This is a genomic window from Pedobacter xixiisoli (genome assembly GCF_900215335.1).
GTDB classification, from domain to species: domain Bacteria; phylum Bacteroidota; class Bacteroidia; order Sphingobacteriales; family Sphingobacteriaceae; genus Pedobacter; species Pedobacter xixiisoli.
Genome location: NZ_OCMT01000001.1, coordinates 883712 through 909036 on the forward strand (window position 1 = coordinate 883712; position 25325 = coordinate 909036).

Consider the following 25325-nt stretch of genomic DNA (forward strand, 5'->3'; position numbering starts at 1 on the left):
AATCACAAAAATGATCAGGCAAATATTTCGATTAGAGATTTAAGTGCTAAGTGCATTTTGTTAGCTTTCTTTGTAAGATCTTGTAAATTTTCGAAAAAATAGAGGATTTTCAATGTGTTGATAGGATTTTCGTAAACGTTGGTACGAATTTAAACCGCTTCTTTTTTTCACTTGTGTAAAATTGTTCTCTGTAATATCAGACTCATGTTGGTATTGCGGAACACATAACCAGATAACCTAAATATGAACAGAACTTACTCACTCCTATTTCAGGATGTAGGAAAGAGAACAGCAGCATTGCTGATTTACTTAACCTTGTTTTCTTACTCCACGCTTTTTGCGCAAGTTACACCCACTAAAACACCTAAAATTATAGGTACGGTTACTGGTGTCGTTTCTGGCGATGGCGCTGCTATTCCAGGTGCTACGGTTAAAAATAAAAATGCAAATCTTACTGTAGTAGCCGATGCAAATGGTGTTTACAAAATTGGTATCACTGGTGCCAATGATATTCTTACTTTTAGTTATTTAGGTTATCAAAATGCTGATCGTGTAGTAGGTACCTTGAAACAAATTAGCGTAACATTAATAAGTGTAGCCAACGAACTTAAAGATGTGGTGATTGTGGGCTATGGTTCGCAAAAGAAACGCGATGTGACGGGAGCCATTGTTTCTATCAGTGCAGAAGATATTGAGAAAAAAGCACCCACCAATGTTTACGAAGCTTTACAAGGTCAAGCAGCTGGTGTACAAGTAACCACTGGTTCTGGACAACCAGGAGAAAGTGCTTCTGTAGTAATTAGGGGTATTTCTACGATGAACAATGATGGCGTGGGACCATTATGGGTGGTAGATGGTGTACCAACTACCAACGTAGATGCGCTAAATCCTTACGATATCGAATCGATGGAAGTGTTGAAGGATGCTGCTTCTGCTGCTATTTACGGTTCAAGATCTGCAAATGGCGTAATCATCATCACTACAAAAAAGGGATCTCCAAAAGCTCCGGTAATAGAATTGAGATACTTGCATTCTTTGAACAATCTTACACATACCATGCCGCAGATGAATTCGAAGCAATATCGAAGCATGCAAAAAGGTTTAACGGAATATATTAACGGAGAAGGAGCAACACTGGTACCAACCGCAGTTAAGAACGTAATGGCTGCTCAAATAGCAGATTCACTTAACTTTTTGCTAAATGCGGACAACGATTATCAGGCATTGGTATTTAGTACAGCGCAAAAAGATCAAATAGACATGAGTTTTGGCGGCGGTTCTGATAAATTGAAATATTTTATTGGCGCAGGTTACTTAAACGAAGAAGGTATCATCTCGAACACCTCTTTCAATAGAATTTCTACCCGCTTAAATGCAGATTACATTGCCACAAGCAAATTGACTTTGGGTAGCAGACTTACTTTAAGTTATGGTAAGAAAATGGGTGTTGATGAAGGTGGTTTTTTAAATAGTTTATTATCTAGAAAACCGAATTTGGCGCTGTATTATCCAGATGGTACCATTATCGGGACACTTTGGGGCGCAAACCCTATCGCACTAGATGTGCAAACCAACTTTACTAATATTTACAATGCTTCGTTTTTTCAATTTGCAGAATATAAATTCAATAAAGATTTAAAGTTCACTACCAATGTGAGTGGTACGTTAAGCTTATATCGTTATAATTTCATGAGACCAACGTTATTGAGCGACGGTTATCTGAACAATTTTGGTTCGCACACCAGTACTTTAAACTACAATTGGTTAAACGAGAACTATTTTAATTATACCAAATCGATCAACAATACACATAATTTTACGGGATTATTAGGTTTCAGTATGCAAAGCTGGAGAACTGAGATCGACAGCTATAGTGGTAGAAACTCTGCTACAGATGCCGTTTATACTCAAAATGCTTTTGCTGCAAATTTTGATCTAACCAGAACCGGAACAACGGAAACCGCACATACTTTAGCTTCGCTTTTCACTCGTTTTACTTACAATTATAAATCGAGGTATTTGTTTACGGCAAACGTAAGGGCCGATGGTTCATCTCGTTTTGCGAAGGATAAGAAGATTGGTTATTTTCCATCGGCTTCTGCGGCATGGCGTTTCTCTGATGAACCGTTCATGAAATGGACCAAAAAACTGAAAATTACAGATGCCAAGTTTAGATTGAGTTACGGTGTTACCGGAAATGAAAGTATCGGCGATTACGAATCTATTTTAACCTACGGTATTGGCGGTATTTACGACGGTGTTGCAGGTGTTACTGCGGCCAGAATTGGCGTAAACGATTTAGGTTGGGAAGAAACAGCACAAACCAACGTAGGGTTAGATTTGAACTTCAACAATAATCGTATTGTTTTTACGGCAGATTACTATAATAAAGCTACTTCAAACTTATTGGCAGCTTACGAGATTCCTAAAGAATGGGGTTTTAACACCGTACGTAAAAATATCGGCTCTATTGTAAACAAAGGCTTAGAGTTCTCTTTATCTGGCGATGTGATCAAAAAGAAATTTGTGACTTGGAACATTGGTGCTAACATCACTTTCAATAAGAATAAAGTAACCGAAATTGCCGGTGGTATCCCTTACATTTTTAATGATACTTGGTGGATTTCGCAAGGTAAACCATTGGGAGATTTCTATGGTTATACTTCTAATGGCATTTTTGCCTACGATCAATCTAACGCTTTTACTAATAACTGGGAACAGTTAACTCCCGTATTCCAAACGGATGCCAGTGGGCAAATGATTAAAGATGGCAATGGAAAATACATCTTACAAAATTATTTGTTGGGCAATGCCGTATATACCGGTACTGTAAATCAAAAAAAACTAGCAGACGGCACACCATTTAGAGGTGGTGATGTCAATTGGCAAGAAAGTCCAGAAGATGTTAATGGCGTAATTACGGATAAAGACAGAACTGTAATTGGCAATGCGCAACCAGATTTTATCGGTGGTTTCAATACCAACTTACGTTACAAGAGTTTAAGTCTGTTTGTATCTGCTTACTTTTCTATAGGTGGCGAGATTTACAATTTTGCCAAATACAATTTGGTGCAAGGCAGTATGAATGGTCTTTCAACCGTTCCTCCAGTAGATTTCCTAAATAATTTTTGGGTAAAACAAGGTGATGATGTGACTTACGCTCGCCCATATTCAGATCGTTTCCAAAATGCCAGAGCGGTTAATTCGATGTATCTAGAAGATGCTTCTTATGTGAAAATCCGTACCATTAGGTTAACCTATGCATTGCCGGCAAAATGGGTTAGCAAAGTAAAATTACGTGGATTAAGCGTGTACTCTTATGTAAATAACGCCTTCACATTTACAGGTTATTCGGGCTACGATCCAGAGTTTTCTGCCTATAGTGCTTTGGCTTTGGGTATGGATGTAAACAGGTATCCGCGTAAGCGAGAGTTTGGAATGGGTTTAAACGTTAACTTTTAATTAGAAGGAGACATTAAATGAAAAACGTGAAAAATACAATATATACAGGAATATTAATGACGATGGTGTTGGGCACCAGCTTAATGTCATGCAAGAAGTTTTTAGATCCTAAACCGATCAGTGAAATTCCTGCCGAAAATATGTGGCAAAACCAGAGAGATGTAAACGCAGGCATTGCCGAGATTTACTCATCTTTTAGAACGGCCCTCAACAGCAACTACTTCGCTTGGGGCGAAATGCGCTCAGATAATTTTGTGTTGTTTAATGAGCAACCAACTGAAAATGGAAGACTGATTCTCAATCAGCTGACTACAGATATGCAAAGTTCTAACTGGGCAAGTTTGTACAAGGTGATCAGCAATGCCAACTTCGCCATTAAAAATATACCAAACGCGAACATTACCGATGCGGTACTAAAAAACGACTATTTAGCACAGGCTTATGCCATGAGAGCTTTATGTTATTTCTATGCGGTACGTGTTTGGGGCGATGTTCCTGTTTATTTGGAACCGATAGACAACTTAGATAAAGGCGAATTTAGACCTAGAACAGCAAAAACGCAAGTACTTAGAAATGTGATTTTGGAAGATTTAAAAACTGCCGAACTCAACATTAATCCAGGTAATGTAGAAAGAAAGAGAATTTCTAGAAATGCCATTTACGCCATCATGGCGGATGTTTATATGTGGTTAGAAGATTACGATAATGCCGACAAGACTATTGATAAATTGAGATCAAACGTTACTTATACCAATTTTGAGCCAGTTATGGCAACAATGAAGAAGACCTTTGTAGACGACCTGAACAACAAGCCGTCAGATAACGATCCAACGAGAGATGAATATGGTCCAGGAGCTAACGAATTGATTTTTGTGATTCACCAGAACGTAGCCGAAGCTGGCTTAAATAACTACAGTTTAACTTGGTTGTTGTTGGGTAGCGGCACTGGACAAGGTTCTACGGTGGTTTTATCGCCAAAATTACAAGCTATTTATAATGCAGCAAAAGCAGCTACACCAAGCGATAACCGTTTTGATAACTATTTAGCAGCATCGGGTGGTGGTACAACAACTTACCAAGTGCATAAATACATTGCCAACGGAACGGCATTGGCTTACCAAACTTTTATCAATTGCCAAATGGCGTATCCAGTTTATCGTTTTACGGATATTTTATTGATGCAGGCAGAAGCAAAAGCTTACTTGGATAAGTGGCAAGATGCACTCAATATTCTATCTACCACAGTAAGAGCTAGGGCAGGTGTAGCGTCAAGCACACGTACTTTGGCCAGTTTCTCTTCGAGAGATCAAGTGGTAGATTACATCTTGGATCAAAAACAAATTGAGCAAGTAGGGGAAGGTAAACGTTGGTTCGATTTGGTAAGGAACAAAAGAGCGGTAACCGTAATGAAACCAATCAACGGAATGGATAACATTAACCAAACGCTTTTCCCGATCCACCAGAGTTTAATCAACCAAAATCCTGCAATAAAACAAAACTTAGATTATTAATCGCAACGCAATGAAAAAGATAAATCTAAAATTATCAGGCTTCCTATTCATCAGCATATTTTTCTTGTTGAGCAGCAGCGGTTGTAAAAAACTAGCTTTGCAAAAGAGCTATGATTATGAAGGTGAGGCACTAGATCCGCATGTGAATATGACGGCTTGGGCTTATATGAACAGCAGACCAGACGTATTTTCTACGATGATTGCCGCTGTAAATTATGCTGGCATGAGTGCCGAGTACGAGCAAACAAATGCTAAATACACTTATTTGTTCATCAATAACACAGGTATGACAGCCTTTTTGACCAAATATGGTTTCAGTAGCATTACACAAATAGACGTACAGAAAGTTAAAAAACTGCTACAATATCACATCATTGTGGGCGAATATCATGCTTATGATAAGAAATTGCCAGTAGAACCAATTTACGTGAAAACGCTATTAGCAGGAGAAGACGGTTTGCTAACCATCAAAGTGAACAAATCATCTGCAAACTCAGTGGGCTCACCAATTACCAACGGAAATATCTTAATTAACCTAAGACCGAGTAATTTTTTAAGCGCTTCTATTAGTTCGGTAACCTCGAATATTTTACCAACCAATGGTGCCATACACGTTTTTCCAGGTTTTGCTTTTTATAGAAGAGACGCCAATTATACACCAGCATTTTAATCGAAAGCTTAATTATTGATCATGAAAATATTTAAAATAATCAGCTGCTTTGTTATTGCCATTTTGGTGATGAATAGCTGTAAGAAAAAAAATGAGGTTGATTACTCTAGCACTAAAGCGCCAGAAATTAGCTTGATTTTGGACGAGATTAAGCCAGATTTAAATAAGGCAGACAACATCCCTTTGGTTTGTGTGATTTTTTCTGAAGCAGGCTTAAAGTCGGTGAAAATGAAAATTGTTAGACAAAACGTAGAAAGCGATTTTAAGGAGGTGACTTCATTTTATGATGTAAACCAATATTCAGTGAAAGAGTTGCCTCTGTGGGATGAGAACATGAGCTTTTTCAAAATCATTGCTACCGATAGGGCTGATAGAACTGTAGAAAAATTAATCCCAATTTCGGTGATTAAATACATGGCTCCGCCAGAAATCACATTTGAAAAACCTGAAATTGTAATTGATGAAAATACTGGTACAATTGTAATTCCCAGAACTAAGTTTTCGGTAAAAGGAGCCTCTAAATTAACTAAGGTTGAAGTGAACTTATACGGCAAAGCTGGAATCATCAGTGTGCCGCTAAGTCCTGCATTTGCACAAGGTCTTACTTACGATTTCGATCAAGAGATTTTATATAAAGACGGCGATAATGCTTTACAAGTTTCTGCAACGGACGAGTACGGAAAGATAAAAATCGAAACTTTACCTATTAGGTATATTGCTGTACCTGCACCAGTGATAACTGCTACCGGCACTACTACTTTAAATCCAATTATTGCCAACAGCGGTACCAGCAGAACCTTAACTTTTAATGTAACATCGGCTACTGGTATCAATTCCATTAGAGTTTACAAAGTAGAGAAAAGTGTAGTTACCGAAATACCAGCTCCAGTTTCAAAAACTTATAATGCTGAAAAGAATGTTGATTTTTCTGCAGAATTGCCAGCTTTTGCCGCTACAAATAACGGAATCAGAATTGTCGCTTTTGATCAGTTAGGTCGTTCAACACAGGTTGATATTAAAACCATCATCGATTTAAATTACAGTGCCAGCCAACGTATCGGTTCACAGTTTTATTCGAAAGATGCAGACCCAGCTTATCCTGGTATTTATAACTTTTTTTCTGTAAAAGATTTGAAAACTTATAACCTAAGTCAGTTTTATGCAAATAAAACAAACATTGATTTATATTTCTATTTCTTTGGTGGTGCGGTAAGAATATATACGCCAATTACCAACAGACCTGGAGAAGCATGGTCTAGTGATCCTGCTAACAATGTCCCTTTGTTAGAAACTTGGACTGGAAGAAACAATACTAAAATCAAAAAGTACGTTCCTGGCTCATATAGTTTTAATTTCGATGATGTAACGTCTACAGATTTAAAAACTCCCGCCATACAGAATTATCTAAATACTGCATCTACAGCCACAGATTTTGCTGGTTTGGTAGCTGGTGAATCTATTTTCTTTCAAACTTCAGCTTTGTCAACTGCACCTTCTAAAATCGGCATGATGAAGATCGAATCGTTTACCGTAGATCCTACCAATAATACCAAAGGATTTTATATCGTATCATTTAAAGTTATCCAATAACATAAAAAAAATAAAATAATTTGGGCTATCACCTCGCTGATAGCCCATTCAAAAAGACCCATTCGTAATGAAAATTTTAGCTGCCCTATCCCTGTTTTTAGTAGTGCTGTATGCCTCCTTTTTGAGTAAACCAAAGGAAAATGAGTATGATGTTGTGGTCTATGGTGGCACTTCATCTGGTGTAATTGCTGCCTATGCTGCTGCAAAAGAAGGATTAAGTGTAGTCATTCTAGAACCCAACAAACACTTAGGTGGATTAACCACCAGCGGTTTAGGTCACGTAGATATTGGCAATCACGAAACTGTGGGCGGTTATGCCATGGAATTTTTAAAAAGAGTGGGTGTGCATTACGGAATGAAACGCTTTTGCACCGAAATGGAAAGTTCTGCGGCAGAAAAGGTTTTTCTAGAAATGACGAAAGAAGCTGGTGTAACTGTATTTTATCAATCACGCCTACGCGAAAAAAATGGAGTCGTAAAAAAGAACAATAAAATTGAAAAAGTAAGCTTAGAAAATGGTAAGACCTACACTGCAAAAGTTTTCATAGATGCTACCTATGAAGGCGATTTGATGGCAGGTGCAAAAATTCCTTATACGGTTGGTAGAGAAAGCAACAAAAAATACGGAGAGTCTTCTGCCGGAATTCAGAAGTATAGCCAAAGTGGTGTGCTAAGTAATGCGAGATTAGAAGAAATTAAAGAGCTGAGCGCTACTTTTCCATTAGACTATATTTTTGCGAACAAAGCCGAAAAAGGAAGTGCCGACAATAAAGTGCAAGCTTATACTTATCGTTTAAGTTTAAGTACCGATAAAAATAATCAGGTTCCTTTTACGAAGCCTAAAAATTATCATCCTAAGCGTTACCACGACAATTTAGTTAGAATTTACAAATCGAAACTAATACAGTTTGATAAAGTGGTTACGGTTTATCCGATGCCAAACAACAAAACGGATATCAACCACTTAGATGTTATTAATGCATCTTGGAATTATCCAGACGGTTCGTATAAAGAAAGAGATTACATCGCTAATTACCACAAAGAATACGAGCAAGGTTATTTGTATTTTCTGGCCAACGATGAAAACGTGCCAGAAGCTTTGCGTAAAGATGCGAGTCGCTATGGTTACTCGAAAGACGAGTTCGCTGATAACGGTAACTGGCCATATCTTTTATACGTAAGAGAGGGCAGAAGAATGTTGGGCAACTACGTGATGGTACAACAAGATGCATGGAGCAACATCAACAAAGTAGATGGTATTGGCATGGGTTCATATTTTATGGATTGCCACACGGTACAGCAAATTATTACGCCAGACGGCAGGGCTATGCAGGAAGGTGAAATGGAACACGCACCGTTTAGACCTTACGAAATTTCTTACAATTCTTTAGTGCCAAAAATTAGCGACTGCGAAAACCTTTTCGTTACGGTTTGTATGTCAGCTTCGCACACTATTTACGGTTCGTTACGTATGGAACCTGTATTTATGATCACCGGACAGGCAGCAGGTGTGGCAGCAGCAATGGCCGTCAATACTAAAAAAGCAGTGCAGCAAATCGATATCCCTCAGTTGAGAGAAAAATTGTTAGCGCAAAAGCAGATACTAAGTCACCAAACGAAACCAGGTTTTTTCATCACTAAAGAAAGTACCCAAGGTTACGTGATGGACGATACGGATGCAGTGGTAAAAGGGACTTGGCTACATTCTATCAGCAGTGCGCCATTTTTAATGTACAATTACCAGTTTGTCGCACAAACACCAAAGGAAACAGCTTCGGCAGTTTATCAGCCTAAATTACCTGAAGATGGAAATTACGAAGTGCAATTAATGTACTCGGCAGATACCAACAGAAGCAAAAAAGCCAGAATTGTAATTACCGACGACGAAGGCGAGAAGGAAGTTTGGGTAGACATGAGCAAGAAGAATACCGCGGCTAATCCGTGGCATTCACTAGGAGAATTTAAATTCTCGAAGCAGAAACAACCAAAAGTAACCATTTCTAACAAAGGCGACGGTGGTATTGTAGTCGCAGATGGTCTCCGATTTAATAAAATATAAGCACATAAAATGAAACAGAAATTCCTCATTACCACAGTAGTTGCCTTGTTGGCGTTTATCGGGATGGCACTGACTAAAAAGTCGGATGTAATCATTTATCCCGCACCAGCAGGAGAAAAAATTAGCGAAGCCTATACCGTTTCGGTTAACCGCGAAAATGTACCTGTTTACATTGCCAAAGTAGCGCCTTTAGATAAAAAGTTGCGCTATAAAGCGATGGACGATAAATTGAACTCGGCAAAGTTCTTTGATGAAGCTGCTTTTGCTTATTTCGACCTTAATGGCACGGCACAAGTGAGTGTTAAAGCACCAGTTCAAATTAAAGAAGTGAAGATTTTACCAAGTTCGTATCAAATTAAGCATGAGGTAAGAGGTGGTGTCATTACGTTTCCAATTAAAACTGGGCAGCAAGTAACGGTAGAAATTAATGGCGAAATCATTAAATCGTTGCACATTTTTGCGAACGAAATAGAGAAAGATAAGCCTTCGACAAACGACCCTAATGTGATTTTTTACGGTCCCGGTGTACATGAAATTAGCCGTTTAATTGTAAAAGACAACCAAACACTTTATTTAGCTGGCGGTGCAATTTTAAGAACTGTAATTGGCGACAAAGAACAAACCACCAACGTACCAACAAGTGGTTTACACAACAAACCTTATCCGCCATCTATCAGCTTGGTAGGTAAAAATATCAAAGTTAGAGGTCGTGGTATTATCGACGGTTCTGCTTGTCCCACCCATTCTCGTAACATGATTATGGTGCAGGGAAGTGATATCAGTATCGAAGGAATTATTCTCCGTGATGCAAGTTTATGGACTTTGCCTGTGCGTATGTCTCACAATGTACACATCAATAACATCAAGTTAATTGGCTATCGTGCCAACTCTGACGGCGTTGATATCTGCAACAGTACCGATATTTTGGTAGAAAAGTGTTTCATCAGAACACTGGATGATTTAGTGGTGATTAAATCGCTAAAAAATAAAGGTGTTACCGAAAGAATTACCGTTCGTAAATGTGTATTGTGGAACGAAGTAGCTCATGCATTAAGCATTGGTGCCGAAATTAATGGCGATATCAAAGATATTCTATTTACAGATTGTGATGTAATTCATGATTTGGGTAGAGAATGGTCTCTACGTGTGTACCATTGCGATGCTGGAAAAGTGAGTAACATCCGTTTCGAAAACCTAAGAATTGAAGAGTCTAAAAAGTTCATTTCCCTATGGATTAACAAAGCTGTTTGGTCTACAGATGCAGAGCGTGGCCATATCGATAACATCTCATTCAAAAATATCAGCGTTGCTGGAAGCCCTGTAACTGTAGAATTATTAGGCTACGGCGCAGAAAATAAAGTGAACAAAGTTGATTTTAAAAACATCACCTTGAACGGGACGAAGTTGACCAAAGATATCATCAAACAAAACGATTTCGTGACTAACGTAACTGTAAAATAATGAAGAGAATAATTCTCCTTTCTTGTTTAAGCCTCGTATTTTTCATCGCGTTTGCGCAGAAGAAACAATATGACGTAGTGGTAGTTGGTGCCAATCCAGGTGGAATTATGGCGGCAATTAGTGCTGCAAAATTGGGCAAAACGGTGTTGTTATTAGAGCGTACCAATCATATTGGTGGTTTGCCTGCTAATGGTTTGGGCGCTACAGATATCGATACCAGAGGCGCAACTACAGGATTGTTCTTGGAGTTTGTGCAGCGTATTAAAGCGCATTACGTTAATCAGTATGGTGCACAATCGCAGCAGGTAAAAGACAGTAGAGATGGCTACCATTTCGAGCCTTCGGTAGCGGAGAAAGTATTTTTAGCCATGTTGGCCGAACAGCCAAAAGTTACGGTGTTAAAAATGCGTCAGTTTGATGCTTTGCCTAAAAATATCGTACTACAAAATAATGCCGTAAAATCGATAACAGTTACCAATCGAGAAACGAAGAAATTAGAGCAATACATAGGAAATGTATTTATCGATGGCACTTACGAAGGTGATTTAGCTGCAGCCGCAGGCATTCCATTTCGTGTAGGCAGAGAGGGCAAAAAAGAATACAACGAGATTGGTGCCGGCGTAGTTTACAAATTTTGGGATGGCCCAGAAGTAGATTCTTTAACTACACACAAGGCCGACACCGCCATTCAAGCTTATAACTATCGCGTAAACCTCACTAAAAATACAGCTCAGAAAGTAGATTTTGTGAAGCCAGCAAATTACAATAGAAACGAATATCTTTCTTTAGTAGACGATGTTAAACTAGGTCGCCAGCAAGCCATTGGTCCATTGAAAAGTGGTATTGATATGGTGGTGAATAGTGTAGGCATTCCGAACGGAAAAGTAGATGCCAACAACCAACATGCTGCTTTAATTTCTACAGACTTGCCCGAAGAAAACTATTATTGGCCAAAAGCCAGTTGGGCTTGGAGAGACCAGTATGCAGAAAGGTTGCGTTCTTACACTTTAGGCTTGCTATATTTCGCCGCTCATGACGAAGCTTTGCCTCAAGAATTTAGAACCAAAGTGCAACAATGGGGCTTAGCGAAAGATGAATATCAGGATAACCAAAACTTCCCAAGACAGGTTTATGTACGTGAGGGAAGAAGAATTGTGGGGCTTCATACCTTCACCGCTAACGATGCGCTTCCTGTAAATGGTTCGGAGAGACCGCCAGTTTACGCTAAAAGTATCACGGCGGGGCATTACTCTTTAGATTCGCACGCTACCCGAAAAAGAGAAAATGGAAAACCAGTGTTGGAAGGTTTTTTAAGCTATAAAACAAAGCCTTACACTGTACCGTTGGAAGTTATTATTCCGCAGAAAATAACTAATGTTTTATGCCCAGTTCCAGTTTCTGGTACACACATCGGTTTCTCTACTTTAAGGATGGAACCTTGTTGGATGGCCATTGGACAGGCTGCTGGAGTTACTGCATCACTGATGTTGGATAAAAAAACCTTAGCAAAGGATATTCCTGCGGTATCCATACAAAACATCCTGATTGACCAAAAAGCAACGCTCATTTATGTTGAAGATGTGAAGTTGAATGACCCAGATTTTAAAATGGTACAGTTACTAGGTTTAAAAGGTTATTTGCCATCTTTTAAAGCCAACTTAAACGATAAAATATCAGCGGAAACGCTAAAAAACTGGGAAAAGCTAGCTGGACGAAAGCTTTCTTTCACAACAAGTCATACGAGAAGAGAAGTGCTTCAATACATTTTTAACAAAACCTATCCAAATATTTAAGATCCTCGAACATGAAAATAGCTTTTAAACTTTTTGTATTTGCCGTAATCACCAGCTTTCATCTAGGTGTTTTTGCACAGGGTGGAAACTCAAAATATGTAAACCCGTTTATTGGAACTAGTGGTTTTGGACATACTTATCCAGGTGCAACCGTACCTTTTGGTTTAGTGCAGTTAAGCCCAGAAACTGGAAATTTCAAGTGGGATTACACCTCTGGTTACCAATATAAAGACAGTACCATTTTAGGTTTTGCACACACGCATTTAAGCGGAACAGGTGTGAGCGATTTGGGCGACGTGTTGTTTTTTCCTTTTCAGGGAGATAAGCAAGTTTATAAAAGTGGCTTTAACAAAAGCACAGAGAAAGCCAGCCCAGGTTATTACACCGTGGTACTAAAAGACAATAACATTAAAGCCGAATTAACTACCACAGCTAGGGTAGGTGTACACCAGTATACTTTCACCAAAGGCGGCAAGGCCTCTATTTTAATTGATGCGCAAAACGGATTGGTGAATTCGCCAAGAGAATTAGCAGGGTACATTTTAGAAGGGCAGGTTACGGTTTTGGGAAACAACAAACTAACAGGTTACATCCAATCGAAAAAATGGGTTAAACGCCGTACGTTTTTCACCATTTCATTCGATAAGAATTTCACAGCACATCGTTTCATTGATGGCGATAAAAAACGCAAAGTTATCCTTGATTTTGAAGTAACTGCAGGTGCAAAAATTGGTGCAAAAGTAGCTTTGTCTACCACAAGTGTAGCAGGTGCGCAGTTGAACATGAAAGAGGCAGAGAACCTTTCTTTTGCTCAAATAAGAGCTAATTCTCTTGCCCAATGGGATAAGTTACTAGCTACCGCAACCATTACCGGAAGCTTGGCACAGAAAGAGAATTTCTATACCAGTTTGTACCATTTGTTAATTCAACCAAATAATATTGCCGACACCGATGGTAAATATCGTGGAGCGGATGATAAAGTGTATCAATCGCCCACTAAGGCTTATTATTCTACGCTTTCATTATGGGATACTTTTAGGGCAGCACATCCACTTTATACCATTCTTTACCCAAAACAAGATGGAGAAATTGTAGGTTCGATGGTACAGCATTTTAAGGCTGCCAATACTTTACCTGTATGGACTTTGGCCGGAAAAGAGAATTACTGCATGATTGGTAATCACTCTATTCCGGTAATTGTAGATGCGTATTTTAAGGGATTGAAAGGTGTTGATGCCGAAGAAGCATATCAAGCTATTAAATATACCTTAACCAACAACGGAAACTATAAACACGACTGGAAACAGTACGACCAGTACGGTTATTATCCATCAGATTTAACGAAAGTAGAGTCGGTTTCTCGTACTTTAGAAGCAGGTTTCGATGATTGGTGTGCCGCACAAATGGCGCAAAAATTAGGTAAAAAAGAGGATTATGCCTTTTTCATGAAACGTTCTGGTTTCTATAAAAACCTGTTCGATCCTTCAACACAGTTGATGCGTGGTAAAACTTCAGATGGCAATTGGGTTAGTCCATTTGACCCTTTGAAAGTATCTCACGCCAGTACTTCTGGTGGCGATTACACCGAGGGAAATGCTTGGCAATATTCCTTCCACGTTTTGCAAGACGTTCCTGGTTTAATCAATTTAATGGGCGGTAACAAGAAATTCATCAGCAAACTCGATTCGCTTTTTAGCTTAGAGCCTAAGGTTTATGGCGATGGTGCTTTGGTAGATGTTACTGGTTTAATTGGGCAATATGCGCATGGCAACGAACCAAGTCATCACATTACTTACTTATACACTTTGGCTGGAGCTCCTTGGAAAACGCAACAACTTATCCCAAAAATATTAAAAGAACAGTACATCAACAAGCCAGATGGTTTAAGCGGTAACGACGATTGCGGACAGATGAGCGCTTGGTATATTTTCAGTTCGCTGGGTTTTTATCCAGTAAATCCGGCAGATGGAAAGTATGTTTTTGGTACGCCAGCATACACTAACGCAAGTATTAAAGTTGGCAATAAAACGCTAACTATAGAAGCTAAAAACCTATCGGAAAAGAATAAATACGTGAAATCAATTCTATTGAATAACGTGAAATTGACTAACAACTACATTACCCATGACCAAATTATGGCTGGTGGTAAATTAACTTATATCATGTCCGCAACCTATTAATCACAAACATGAAAACGCAATTTAAATACCTATTTATATTTTCAATTTCCTTTCTTTTTAGCTTAAGTGCAAAGGCTTTTATTGTATTGCCCGATGTAATTACCGACAATATGGTATTGCAACAAAAAGACATCACGATGTTTTGGGGAAAGGGCGCACCAAACAAAACCATTACGATTACCCCATCTTGGAACAACCAAAAAATAACTGGAAGCATTGATGCAGAAGGTAATTGGAAGGTGAAAATTAAAACGCCAAGTGCAGGTGGACCATTCACCATTACTTTAGATGATGGCGAAAAACTAACGTTAACCAACATTATGATTGGCGAAGTTTGGTTATGTTCTGGCCAATCTAACATGGAAATGCCTTTGGCTGCTTGGGGCAAAATCAAAAATTACGAGCAGGAAATTGCCAATGCTAAACATCCTATGATTAGGATTTTGAAAGTGAAGAAAACCATTACCAGTACACCACAAACAGATTTTAAATCGAACACGATGGGCTGGCAAGAAGTATCACCTTCAACCATTGCTAATTTTTCATCGGCAGCTTACTTTTTTGCAAGAAAATTACAAGAAACGTCGCCAGTTGCCATTGGTTTAATAGATGCTACTTGGGGCGGTACCGTAATAGAGTCTTGGACTAGCGCCGAAGCGATTTCGAAAGTGGAAGTATTTACCGACACCGTAAAAAAAATACAGGCTTTGCCATTAGAAACAAAGTTAACCAACCCAAACAAGCCAACTTTATTGTACAACGGTATGATTAATCCTTTTTTGCCAGTGGCGATAAAAGGTGTGATTTGGTACCAAGGCGAAAGCAATAACTCGAGAGCTTACCAATACAGAGAATTATTTCCGTTAATGATTAACAACTGGCGTGAGAAATTCAATAGACCAAAATTGCCTTTCCTTTTTGTGCAGTTGGCCAATTTCATGGCGGTTAATCCGCAACCTGTAGAATCTACTTGGGCAGAACTTCGCGAATCGCAAGCGGCGGCCTTAAACTTACCAAATACAGGAATGGCAGTAGCAATTGATATTGGTGAGGCAGGAGATATCCACCCTAAAAATAAACAAGATGTGGGTATTCGTTTGGCATTGGTAGCACAAGCAAAAGTGTATAATCAAAAAGTAGTTTATGAAGGGCCAGTTTATCAAAGCTTCGCAGTTAAAGGCGATAAGATTGAATTGACTTTCAAACCAGATGCTACTGGATTAAAAGCTAAAGAAGGCGAATTAACAGGTTTTGCCATTGCTGGCGAAGACAAACAGTTTCGTTGGGCAAAAGCAGAAGTTAAAGGAAATACTATTTTGGTTTCAGCCAAAGACGTAGAAAAACCAGTGGCGGTACGTTACGCTTGGGCTAACAACCCAGTTTGTAATTTAATAAATGGCGCAGGCTTACCAGCGGCTCCATTCCGCACCGATACTTGGCAAGGCATTACATTTTTTAAAAAATAGATGAAGATGAGGAGCGTTAAAATAGCGATTGTTTTTGCAGCTTGTTTTCTAAGTGGTGCTTTAATGGCACAACAAAAGGAAGCTGTATTGAAATACGTAGACCCAACCATTGGCGGTGTAGGACATTTGTTGGAGCCCACTCGGCCAACCATGCATTTGCCGAACAGTATGATTAGGGTATTTCCGGTAAAGAAAGACCAACTGGATGACCAGATTGCCTATTTCCCATTGAATATGTATTCGCACCGAATTGGAAACATATTTTCGGTGATGCCTTACAAAAGTGGCGAAGCACCAAAAGCGGGTATGAAATTTAGTTACGATTTGGAGAAAACGGCACCACATTACTACACAGTTTTATTAGAAGAGGCGCAGGTAAAAGTAGAATTTTCGCCATCAGAGCGAAGCGGTTACTATCGTTTTACCTCTTCAGAGAAAAAACCAATAAACCTACAATTTGGTATCATCAACAAAGGCGAATTAAATGTAAAAGGCAAAAGGATTATCACAGGAACAGAGCAGTTTAAAGATATGCAAGCTTTTGTATATGCTGAATTGAGCGAAGATGTGACCGCTACTAAAACTACTACAGGCGAAACTAAAAAACTGGAAGTAAAAGGTTCATCGGCTGTGCTAAGCGTACGTTATGGCATTTCTTACATCAGCATTGCACAAGCTAAAGCCAACTTACAAAAAGAAATTCCTACTTGGTCGTTCGATGCCGTGAAATTGAAAGCCCAAAATGTTTGGGAAAAAACGTTGGGTCAAATTCAACTGACTGGCGGTTCGTTGCAGCATAAAAGGTCTTTTTACACCGCTTTGTATCGTACTTACGAACGCATGGTCAACATTAACGAATACGGAAAATATTACAGCGGGTACGACCGTAAAGTACACACCGATAACCGTCCGTTTTATGTAGATAACTGGATTTGGGACATGTATTTGGCACAAGAGCCATTGCAAACTATTTTAAACCCAGAAAGGGAAGGAGATAAGCTAGAATCTTACGTGAAAATGTACGAGCAATCTGGATGGATGCCATCTTTTGCGTTAGTTTTTGGAGATAATCCTTGTATGACAGGTAATCACGCCGCGGCTTGGATGGCAGATTCTTGGTACAAAGGCGTAAAGAATTTCAACATTAAAAAAAGTTATGAAGGTTTGCGTAAAAATTCATTGGAAGCCACTTTGCTGCCTTGGAGAAATGGGCCGGCAACAGAGTTGGATGCTTTTTATGTCAAGAACGATTACTTTCCAGCCTTGCGACCAGATGAAAAAGAGACGGTGAAAGAGGTAGAAAGCTTTGAAAAACGTCAGGCGGTAGCGGTTACTTTACAGCAAAGCTACGATGATTGGTGTATCTCCAAATTGGCCAATACTTTAGGAGAAACAAAAGACGCTGAATTATTTGCTAAAAAGGCAAATAACTACAAAAACGTTTTTAGGGTAGATAAAGGTTTTATGTGGCCTAAAGACAGTGAAGGAAATTGGATTGAACCTTTTGACCCTAAGTTTTCTGGAGGTTTGGGTGGTAGACAATATTTTACTGAGAACAATGCCTACACCTACAACTGGGATGTAAAACACGATTTGTTTACTCTGTTTGATTTAATGGGCGGCAAACAAAAAGCCGAGGCCAAATTAGACCAATTATTTAGGGAAGATTTAGGCAGAAGCAAATACAATTACCAAGCTACTTTTCCAGATGCTACAGGCGGTGTTGGTCAGTTTGTAATGGGTAACGAACCTAGCTTTCACATTCCATATTTATACAATTATTTAGGTTCGCCTTGGAAAACGCAGAAGCGCATTCGCAGTTTAATTGATACTTGGTTTGGTGATAATTTATTCAGTATTCCGGGAGATGAAGATGGTGGCGGTATGAGTGCTTTCGTGGTTTTTTCGATGATGGGATTTTACCCAGTTACGCCCGGTATTCCTGAATATGCTATTGGAAGTCCAACTTTCAATTCTATTAGCATCCGTTTAGATAACGGAAAAACATTTACGGTTTTGGCACACGGCAATTCGCCAACGGCAAGATATATCCAATCTGCAAAAATGAATGGCAAAGTTTTAAACGAACCTGTATTTACACATGAACAACTTTTACAAGGCGGAAAATTAGAACTCACCATGGGCGAAAGACCCAATAAAACATGGGGAACTAAAGCCAACTAATAACGAATTAAAAATTAACCATATATAAACAGTAACATGAAAAAAACTTTACTTACAGCGGCACTTGTTGCAGCTTTATTCTCGGCAAAAGCTCAAGTTTTTACAGAAACTTTAGGCACGGTAACGGCAAACACTAAAGTGGCAGATCACGATGCTGCAAAAGGTTTTGCTAACACAGGAAAACTTAAATTTAGCGGTAGTGCAGAAGTACAAATGCAAGGTTCTTCGGCCGACAAGTATTCTACAGCAACCGGATCGGCATCTGGTGGAGCAAACTTAAGATTTGCGAACGTAGCAGAAACAGATTTCGTAATTAGTGGCATTAACACCAGCAACGTAAACAATCCGGTAGTGGGTTTTGGAATTTTAAAAGGTCCAAACAGCTCTAACGGTGCAGAACTAGTAGTAGAATACAGTACTGATGGTAAGACTTGGTTTGCTCTTAAATATCCATTATTGCCAACGGGCGAAGGAACTGGTTTAGTGTGGAATTATAGAGAGACTTCGGCTGTTCCTAAAGCAGAAAAACTATCTATTCGTTTCAGACAAACGGGCAACTTTGTAGTTTTCCGTGTAGATGATATCGCTATCGTTTCAAAAGGATAATCTTAAATAAAGGGTTCGGGAAATTTCTCGAATCCTTTAACATCAATTCTTAAAAATTGAACCACATTTTTTTTTAAGATGATAGCCTGTAAATAGCTATTAAACAGCTAAATAACCTAACCAAAATATAAACTAATTCATCATGTGTAAACCTTCACATTTGCGCAAGCTATGTCCAAAATTTCTTGGAAAAATACTGCTATTTTTCATCATTTATTGTTTAACGCCACAATCAGCAAGCGCTGTTGTCAAGCTTCCAAAATTGGCTACTGATAGTATGATCTTGCAACGTAACATCAACATTCCCATTTGGGGAACGGCGGCTGTTGGCGAGGTGGTAACGGTAACTTTCAAAGGAGCTACTTATACTGTGACTACACCATCCACTGGTAAATGGGCAGTAAGTTTAGCACCATCTGCAGCGGGCGGTCCATACACGATGACTGTTGCTGGTACCAATACTATTAATTTAAAAGGCATACTAGTAGGAGATGTTTACATCTGCTCTGGCCAATCGAACATGCAGTATACATTTAGTTACGGTGCAACATCCACTTATTATGCTGATGAAATTGCAAATTCTGCAAATACCAATATCAGGCAATTCAAAGTCAATTTTGGTTCAAGCGCTACGCCTTTAGACGATATTATAGCTACGCCTTGGAAATGGCAGTCTGCAAGGCCATCAACCATGAATAATTTCAGTACAACAGGCTACTTTTTTGCTAAAAGTTTGTACCAAAAATATGGTGTACCTATTGGTATCATCACAAGTACCTACAGTGGCTCCATCATTGAGGCTTGGATCAGTCACGAAGGATTAATTAATTTTCCAAATCTTTACAATCAGGCAGCTGGTTCCGCTCCGAGTGATCCAAGTGCAATTTACAATGCTTTACTTTCTCCTTTAAGAAACTATGGTGTCAAAGGTTTTGTGTGGTATCAAGGCGAGTCAAATACATCTAATTCAATCGAATATCGAGATTTATTGCCAGCATTTATTAATGATGTAAGAACAAAGTTTAATAAGCCAAACCTACCTTTTTTATATGTGCAGTTGGCCGGTTGGAATACCGCTTCAGAATTAACGCAAACCTCTGCCATTGCACAAGTTAGAGAGGCACAGGCCATGGCCAACAGCATCAACCTAACAGGAATGGCAGTTGCCCACGAGATCAGTTTATCTGGCGTAGATATCCATCCCATTTGGAAAAAGCCAGTTGGAGACCGTTTGTCTTTAGCGGCACAAAACATCATCTATGGCGAAACAAATGTCGCCTATGAAGGGCCATCTTACCAGTCACACACAGTAGTGGGAAATAAGATTGTGATCACCTTTAAAAACGTAGGCACTGGCTTATATAAAACAGGAACAGATCTTAAACAATTTACTATTGCCGGTGCAGATCAAGTCTATAAAATTGCCACGGCAACTATTGTGGGCACCAATAAAGTAGAAATTACGGCAGCAACCGTTGCTAACCCACTTTATGCTCGATATGCTTGGGTAGATAACCCGCGAAGTGCTAATCTATATGGCTCGACTGGTTTGCCAGCAGAATCCTTTAGAACTGGGCAAACTCCAGTCACTCCACCTTCATTATATGGTGCAACACCTTTTGCCGCAGGCAACTTAGTGGTAACCAGATACGGAAATGGATCTGCACTGCCGGCCATTGGAACAACTATTCCTGTCTATTTGGAAGAGTTTAATACGTTAGGAGTAAGTCAAACGGCTAGTCGATTAATGCCAAGTGTTGCAGGAAATTACAATGCTGGAATTACCAATTTAACCGTAGGTACCCATTCTTTTGGTGTTGAAGCTTTATTGAGCTTAAGTGAAAATAAGAAATACTTAGCTTTTGCGTCCAATAACCTAGAAGTAGGTGTGCCTGTAAATGCATCTGGAAGTAAAACGATTGCAATTCTTACCGCAGATGGTGCATTAAATACAACCACTTCTGCCAATTTGGGCGTAGCCAGAACGGCCACAGTAAATGATGACCTTTCTCGTATCTATTACAATTCTCAAACACAGGGAATCAGCTATGTGCCTTATGGAACTAGCGGCGCCAATGTAGTTTTAGCTGCTGGCGAAAATGCCTATCGTGGTTTGGGTATTTACAATGGTCAATTATATGCTTCTACAACAGTAGTAGCAGCCAATGGAAGTATTCCCGCGGTAAGCAAGCAAGTAGCAACAGTAGGTACGGGCATGCCAACATCTGGCATTCAAACATTAACAGCGCTACCAGGAATAACCACTACAGAAATTGTAAGACAGTTTGTTTTACTGTCAACAGCTAACAATACCAACTATGATTTATTCTACGGAGTTACTGAATCAGGCAAATTAATTAAGTACAAGTTAATTTCTGGAAATTGGGTAGACCGTGGTAGTCTAAACATTGCAAATGTCGTATCCATTACAGGTAAATGGAATACCAATGGCACTACCCACTTGTATTGCACAACTTTAAATACATCAACATATGCTTCTAACTTGGTTAAGGTTGAAGATTTTCCAGCTACTAGCGCTACTTTAGCTACAAATGCGGTTACTGTAATTGCTACTGCTGCTGCAAATACCTATTTCAAAGGGGTTGCTTTTGCTCCGGAAAACTCGGACGCCACCATGCTTCCAATGAATGTAACCTCATTTAACGGTGCGAATGACACACAAGGTGTTAAACTTAAATGGGAAACAACCAGTGACCAAAATGGGGATAGCTTTGAAGTAATGCGCTCTACCGATGGTGTTGAGTTCAAATCAATTGGTAATGTAAAAGCTGTAGGTAACGCTACCGACAAACATCATTACACTTTTACTGACTTCAATCCAGCAGAAGGGGTGAATTATTACCAATTGAACCAAAAATACTTGGATGGCACTTCGGGTAAATCGAAACTGGCAACTGTAAATTCACAGCTAAGCGAAAACGTATTTAAGATTTTTCAGGTCGATGCAAATCAGTTCCGAGTAACTATTTCAGCGCAAACAGCTGGCCGCACCTCGTTAATAATTACTGATGCGGTTGGTAAAAAGAGATTGGTTCAACAAGTTTCTTTACAAAGTGGAATTAGTCAGGTGATGGTACCTAACCAAAGTTTTTCTACCGGAGTATATATTCTTCACGCTGTAATAGATGGTAAAAAACAGTCGGTTAAATTTCTTGTGAATTAAATAGAAACACCAGAAATCTTTAATAGAAATTATGAAACTAAGGTTAAAAAATTATAATAGTGATATTGTTTATATCGCTAGCAAAAAACTCAAATGCACAAGCTAACCTATATGTTTAAACAGAAGTTCAAACATCAGCTTTACTTAGGCTTTTTTGCTAAAACTTTGCTATTCATCAGCTGCTGCTTATTGCCGCAGTTGATGTTTGGCATTGTTAAGCTACCCAAACTAGTTGGCGATAATATGGTGCTGCAACGTAACGTAAACCTGCCAATTTGGGGCACAGCTGCCGTGGGAGAAAATGTAACCGTTACCTTTAACGGACAAACACATAGTACGGTAACTCCAGCATCTGGAAAATGGAGAATTACACTTACGCCGCTAACCGCAGGCGGTCCATTTACCATGTCGGTTCAAGGCAGCAACACTATTACGCTTACCAATGTATTAATTGGTGATGTGTATTTGGCTTCGGGGCAATCTAACATGGAACTCGAGTTTGATTATGGTACCGCATCTAGCTTTTACGCTGATGAAATTGCGACTTCTTCAAATTCAAATATCCGCCAGTTTAAAGTGAGTAAGAGCGTTATTGCTGCAACAGATGATGTTTCGGCAACACCCTATGGCTGGCAATCAGCAGCTCCTGCAAACATGAGGCACTTTAGCATGGTAGCTTACTTTTTTGCTAGAGACCTTTATAGCAAATACGGCGTTCCAATTGGCATTATCAATAGTACTTACGGCGGCACTATTATAGAAGCTTGGATTAGCCACGAAGGACTAATTAATTTTCCAGATTTGTACAACCAATCACCACCTAGCATAGCTGATACCAATCCTAGTATCTTACATAATGCTATGATTTCGCCGCTTTTAAACTGCAAATTTAAAGGAGTATTGTGGTATCAGGGAGAATCGAACGTATCCAACGCATTTGAGTATAGAAACTTGTTTCCAGCACTAATTGAAGATTTTAGAACAAAGTTTAATGAGCCAAACCTGCCATTTTTATACGTTCAGTTGGCTAATTATTCTGGCGTAACAGAACCACAGCAAACATCGCAAATTGCTGAGTTAAGAGAAGCGCAGGCTTTGGCTCAAACCATCGGTAATACTGCCATGGTGGTAAGCCACGAAACGGGTTTAAGTGGGGTAGATATTCATCCCATTTGGAAACTGCCTATAGCCTTGCGACTATCGGCGGCGGCACAAAACCGTATTTACGGCGAAACCAATATTGCCTATGTCAGCCCTTCGTATCAGTCTAGTGTTGTTTCTGGAAACAAAATGATTGTCACTTTTAAAAACGTTGGAACGGGATTAAATAAAGTAGGTTCGGTGCTTAATCAATTTACCATTGCAGGGGCAGATAAAGTTTACAAAACTGCCACCGCAACCATTATAGGCACCAATACGGTAGAAGTAAGTGCTGCCACAGTGGCTTCGCCAATGTATGTACGTTACGCATGGGCGGATAATCCTAGAAATGCAAACCTTTACAATTCGTTTTACTTACCAGCAGAATCTTTTAGAAGCGACCAACCGTCGGAAAGTGTTTCTTATACCGCTATGCCATTTACCAATGGTAATCTTGTAGTTACTAGATATGGTGATGGGAATGCTTTACCAGCAACGGATACTACCGTTCCTATATTTCTAGATGAATACAGCAGTGCCGGCGCAAAGCGAAATGTAAACCGACCAATGCCGAATATTGCTGGCAATTACGGTGCTGGTATTTCTAATTTGATTTCGGGCAGGCACTCATTTGGCGTTGAAGCCTTATTGAGCTTAAGTGAGAATAAGAAATTTCTAGCTTTTGCGGCTAACAACATGACGGTTGGTTTGCCCGTAAATGCAGTGGGAAGTAAAACCATTGCAGTATTAGCAGCAGATGGTGCATTAAATACAAATACTACAGCCAATTGGGGCGTTGCTCGTATGGCAACGGTAAGTAATGACCTTTCTCGGGTTTATTACATTTCACAAACGCAGGGTTTAAGTTTTGTGCCTTATCAATCTACAGGTGCAAACGTAGTTTTAGCAGCTGGCGAAAATGGCTACAGAAGTGCTGCTATCTACAATGGGCAATTGTATGTGTCTACGGGTACATCGCCAACAACCCAAAATTATGCAGAAGTTACCAGACAAGTGAGTACTGTTGGTGCCGGCATGCCTACGGCCAATACACAAACTTTAATGCCATTACCTGGCTTACCAACCAATGAGATAGTGAGGCAATTTATTTTTTTGTCGACGACTGGAAACAATAATTACGATCTATTCTACGGCGTTACCGAATCTAATAAATTGATAAAGTACAAATTGGTTTCGGGCACTTGGGTGGCCAAAGGAAGTGTAACTGTTGGAAGCGTTGTTTCTTTGACTGGGAAAATGGATGGTGCAAATGCCATTTTGTATAGTACCACCTTAAATTCATCCAATTTTGCTTCAACTTTAGTTAAGATTGAAGATCCAGCAGCATCAAATTCCACACTATCTACAAACGTAGTGAATGTAATTGCTACAGCAGCAACCAATACTTATTTCAAAGGTGTTGCTTTTGCTCCCGAAAATTCAGACATCAGTACTCTACCCGTAGAACTCAACAATTTTGAAGGTGCAATGAATATGCAAGGAGTGAAGTTAAACTGGGAAACTTCGCAAGAGAGAAACGCAGCATATTTCGAGGTTTGGCGTGCCGATGATGGTGTGGCTTTCCGCAACATTGGATCAGTAAAAGCAGCAGGTAATTCGGACATTAAAAAGACTTATTCATTTACAGATTTTAACCCTGCTCAAGGCATAAATTATTACCAGCTAAAACAAGTGGACTTGGATGGGAAATCTGCGCCGTCTAAAATTGTTGCAGTAAATTCTGGCTTAGTATCAAATATCTTCAAAGTAGCACAAACTTCAGCAACTAACCTTACGCTTACAATTACCGCTGTTCGCCATTCCCTAACCAATCTAACAATTACAAATATGATGGGTCAGAAGGTGTACGATGGCAAAGTGGTGCTGAACAATGGGTTAAATAGCCTTCAAATTACTCCAATTAATTTATTAACAGGAATATATATCCTTCAAGCGGTAGTCGACGGAAAAAACAACAACATCAAATTTTATTTGAATCAACAATTTTAAAAATCAAAT

At 39.3% G+C, this 25325-nt stretch carries 13 protein-coding genes; all 13 read left to right on the top strand.

Translation table 11 applies throughout. The features are described from left to right. Positions 1-243 precede the first annotated feature (243 nt). Positions 244-3462, top strand: a complete 3219-nt coding sequence (locus tag CRO54_RS03495; RefSeq protein ID WP_097128756.1) for a SusC/RagA family TonB-linked outer membrane protein — start codon at positions 244-246, stop codon at positions 3460-3462. 26 nt (positions 3463-3488) lie between these two features. Continuing rightward, positions 3489-4973, top strand: coding sequence for a RagB/SusD family nutrient uptake outer membrane protein (locus CRO54_RS03500; RefSeq protein WP_171047815.1), 1485 nt, complete (start codon positions 3489-3491; stop codon positions 4971-4973). A gap of 10 nt (positions 4974-4983) precedes the next feature. Then, positions 4984-5643, top strand: a complete 660-nt coding sequence (locus tag CRO54_RS03505; RefSeq protein WP_097128760.1) for a fasciclin domain-containing protein — start codon at positions 4984-4986, stop codon at positions 5641-5643. 21 nt (positions 5644-5664) lie between these two features. Next, a complete protein-coding gene (locus CRO54_RS03510; protein WP_097128762.1) occupies positions 5665-7233 on the top strand; it encodes a hypothetical protein in 1569 nt (522 codons plus the stop codon). Between the two features lie 67 nt (positions 7234-7300). Continuing rightward, positions 7301-9292, top strand: coding sequence for an FAD-dependent oxidoreductase (locus CRO54_RS03515; protein ID WP_097128764.1), 1992 nt, complete (start codon positions 7301-7303; stop codon positions 9290-9292). A gap of 9 nt (positions 9293-9301) precedes the next feature. Then, positions 9302-10753, top strand: a complete 1452-nt coding sequence (locus CRO54_RS03520) for a glycosyl hydrolase family 28 protein (RefSeq protein WP_097128766.1) — start codon at positions 9302-9304, stop codon at positions 10751-10753. Further along, a complete protein-coding gene (locus tag CRO54_RS03525) occupies positions 10753-12546 on the top strand; it encodes an FAD-dependent oxidoreductase (protein ID WP_097128768.1) in 1794 nt (597 codons plus the stop codon). Before CRO54_RS03520 ends, CRO54_RS03525 begins: the two co-directional genes overlap by 1 nt. An 11-nt stretch (positions 12547-12557) precedes the next feature. Further along, the gene (locus tag CRO54_RS03530) at positions 12558-14726 is read left to right on the top strand and encodes a GH92 family glycosyl hydrolase (protein WP_097128770.1); all 2169 of its coding nucleotides are present in this window, start codon (positions 12558-12560) and stop codon (positions 14724-14726) included. Positions 14727-14734: 8 nt separating this feature from the next. Next, complete coding sequence (locus tag CRO54_RS03535; protein WP_097128773.1) at positions 14735-16192, top strand: sialate O-acetylesterase; 1458 nt, start codon at positions 14735-14737, stop codon at positions 16190-16192. Positions 16193-16198: 6 nt separating this feature from the next. Then, positions 16199-18376: a GH92 family glycosyl hydrolase gene (locus tag CRO54_RS03540; RefSeq protein ID WP_240775005.1), complete on the top strand. Its 2178-nt coding sequence runs from the start codon at positions 16199-16201 to the stop codon at positions 18374-18376. A gap of 36 nt (positions 18377-18412) precedes the next feature. Further along, positions 18413-18982 (top strand): hypothetical protein, encoded by a 570-nt coding sequence (locus tag CRO54_RS03545; protein ID WP_097128778.1) that lies wholly within the window; start codon positions 18413-18415, stop codon positions 18980-18982. Positions 18983-19124: 142 nt separating this feature from the next. Beyond that, positions 19125-22166: a sialate O-acetylesterase gene (locus CRO54_RS03550; RefSeq protein ID WP_097128780.1), complete on the top strand. Its 3042-nt coding sequence runs from the start codon at positions 19125-19127 to the stop codon at positions 22164-22166. 111 nt (positions 22167-22277) lie between these two features. Continuing rightward, the gene (locus CRO54_RS03555) at positions 22278-25316 is read left to right on the top strand and encodes a sialate O-acetylesterase (RefSeq protein ID WP_171047816.1); all 3039 of its coding nucleotides are present in this window, start codon (positions 22278-22280) and stop codon (positions 25314-25316) included. Positions 25317-25325: the final 9 nt, after the last annotated feature.

Excerpts from the sequence above, each read along its gene's own strand:
- CRO54_RS03505 (WP_097128760.1), top strand. The coding sequence starts at position 4,984 with ATGAAAAAGATAAATCTAAAATTATCAGGCTTCCTATTCATCAGCATA.
- CRO54_RS03555 (WP_171047816.1), top strand. The coding sequence starts at position 22,278 with ATGTTTAAACAGAAGTTCAAACATCAGCTTTACTTAGGCTTTTTTGCT.
- CRO54_RS03545 (WP_097128778.1), top strand. The coding sequence starts at position 18,413 with ATGAAAAAAACTTTACTTACAGCGGCACTTGTTGCAGCTTTATTCTCG.
- CRO54_RS03525 (WP_097128768.1), top strand. The coding sequence starts at position 10,753 with ATGAAGAGAATAATTCTCCTTTCTTGTTTAAGCCTCGTATTTTTCATC.
- CRO54_RS03520 (WP_097128766.1), top strand. The coding sequence starts at position 9,302 with ATGAAACAGAAATTCCTCATTACCACAGTAGTTGCCTTGTTGGCGTTT.
- CRO54_RS03510 (WP_097128762.1), top strand. The coding sequence starts at position 5,665 with ATGAAAATATTTAAAATAATCAGCTGCTTTGTTATTGCCATTTTGGTG.
- CRO54_RS03515 (WP_097128764.1), top strand. The coding sequence starts at position 7,301 with ATGAAAATTTTAGCTGCCCTATCCCTGTTTTTAGTAGTGCTGTATGCC.
- CRO54_RS03535 (WP_097128773.1), top strand. The coding sequence starts at position 14,735 with ATGAAAACGCAATTTAAATACCTATTTATATTTTCAATTTCCTTTCTT.
- CRO54_RS03540 (WP_240775005.1), top strand. The coding sequence starts at position 16,199 with ATGAGGAGCGTTAAAATAGCGATTGTTTTTGCAGCTTGTTTTCTAAGT.
- CRO54_RS03495 (WP_097128756.1), top strand. The coding sequence starts at position 244 with ATGAACAGAACTTACTCACTCCTATTTCAGGATGTAGGAAAGAGAACA.
- CRO54_RS03530 (WP_097128770.1), top strand. The coding sequence starts at position 12,558 with ATGAAAATAGCTTTTAAACTTTTTGTATTTGCCGTAATCACCAGCTTT.
- CRO54_RS03550 (WP_097128780.1), top strand. The coding sequence starts at position 19,125 with ATGTGTAAACCTTCACATTTGCGCAAGCTATGTCCAAAATTTCTTGGA.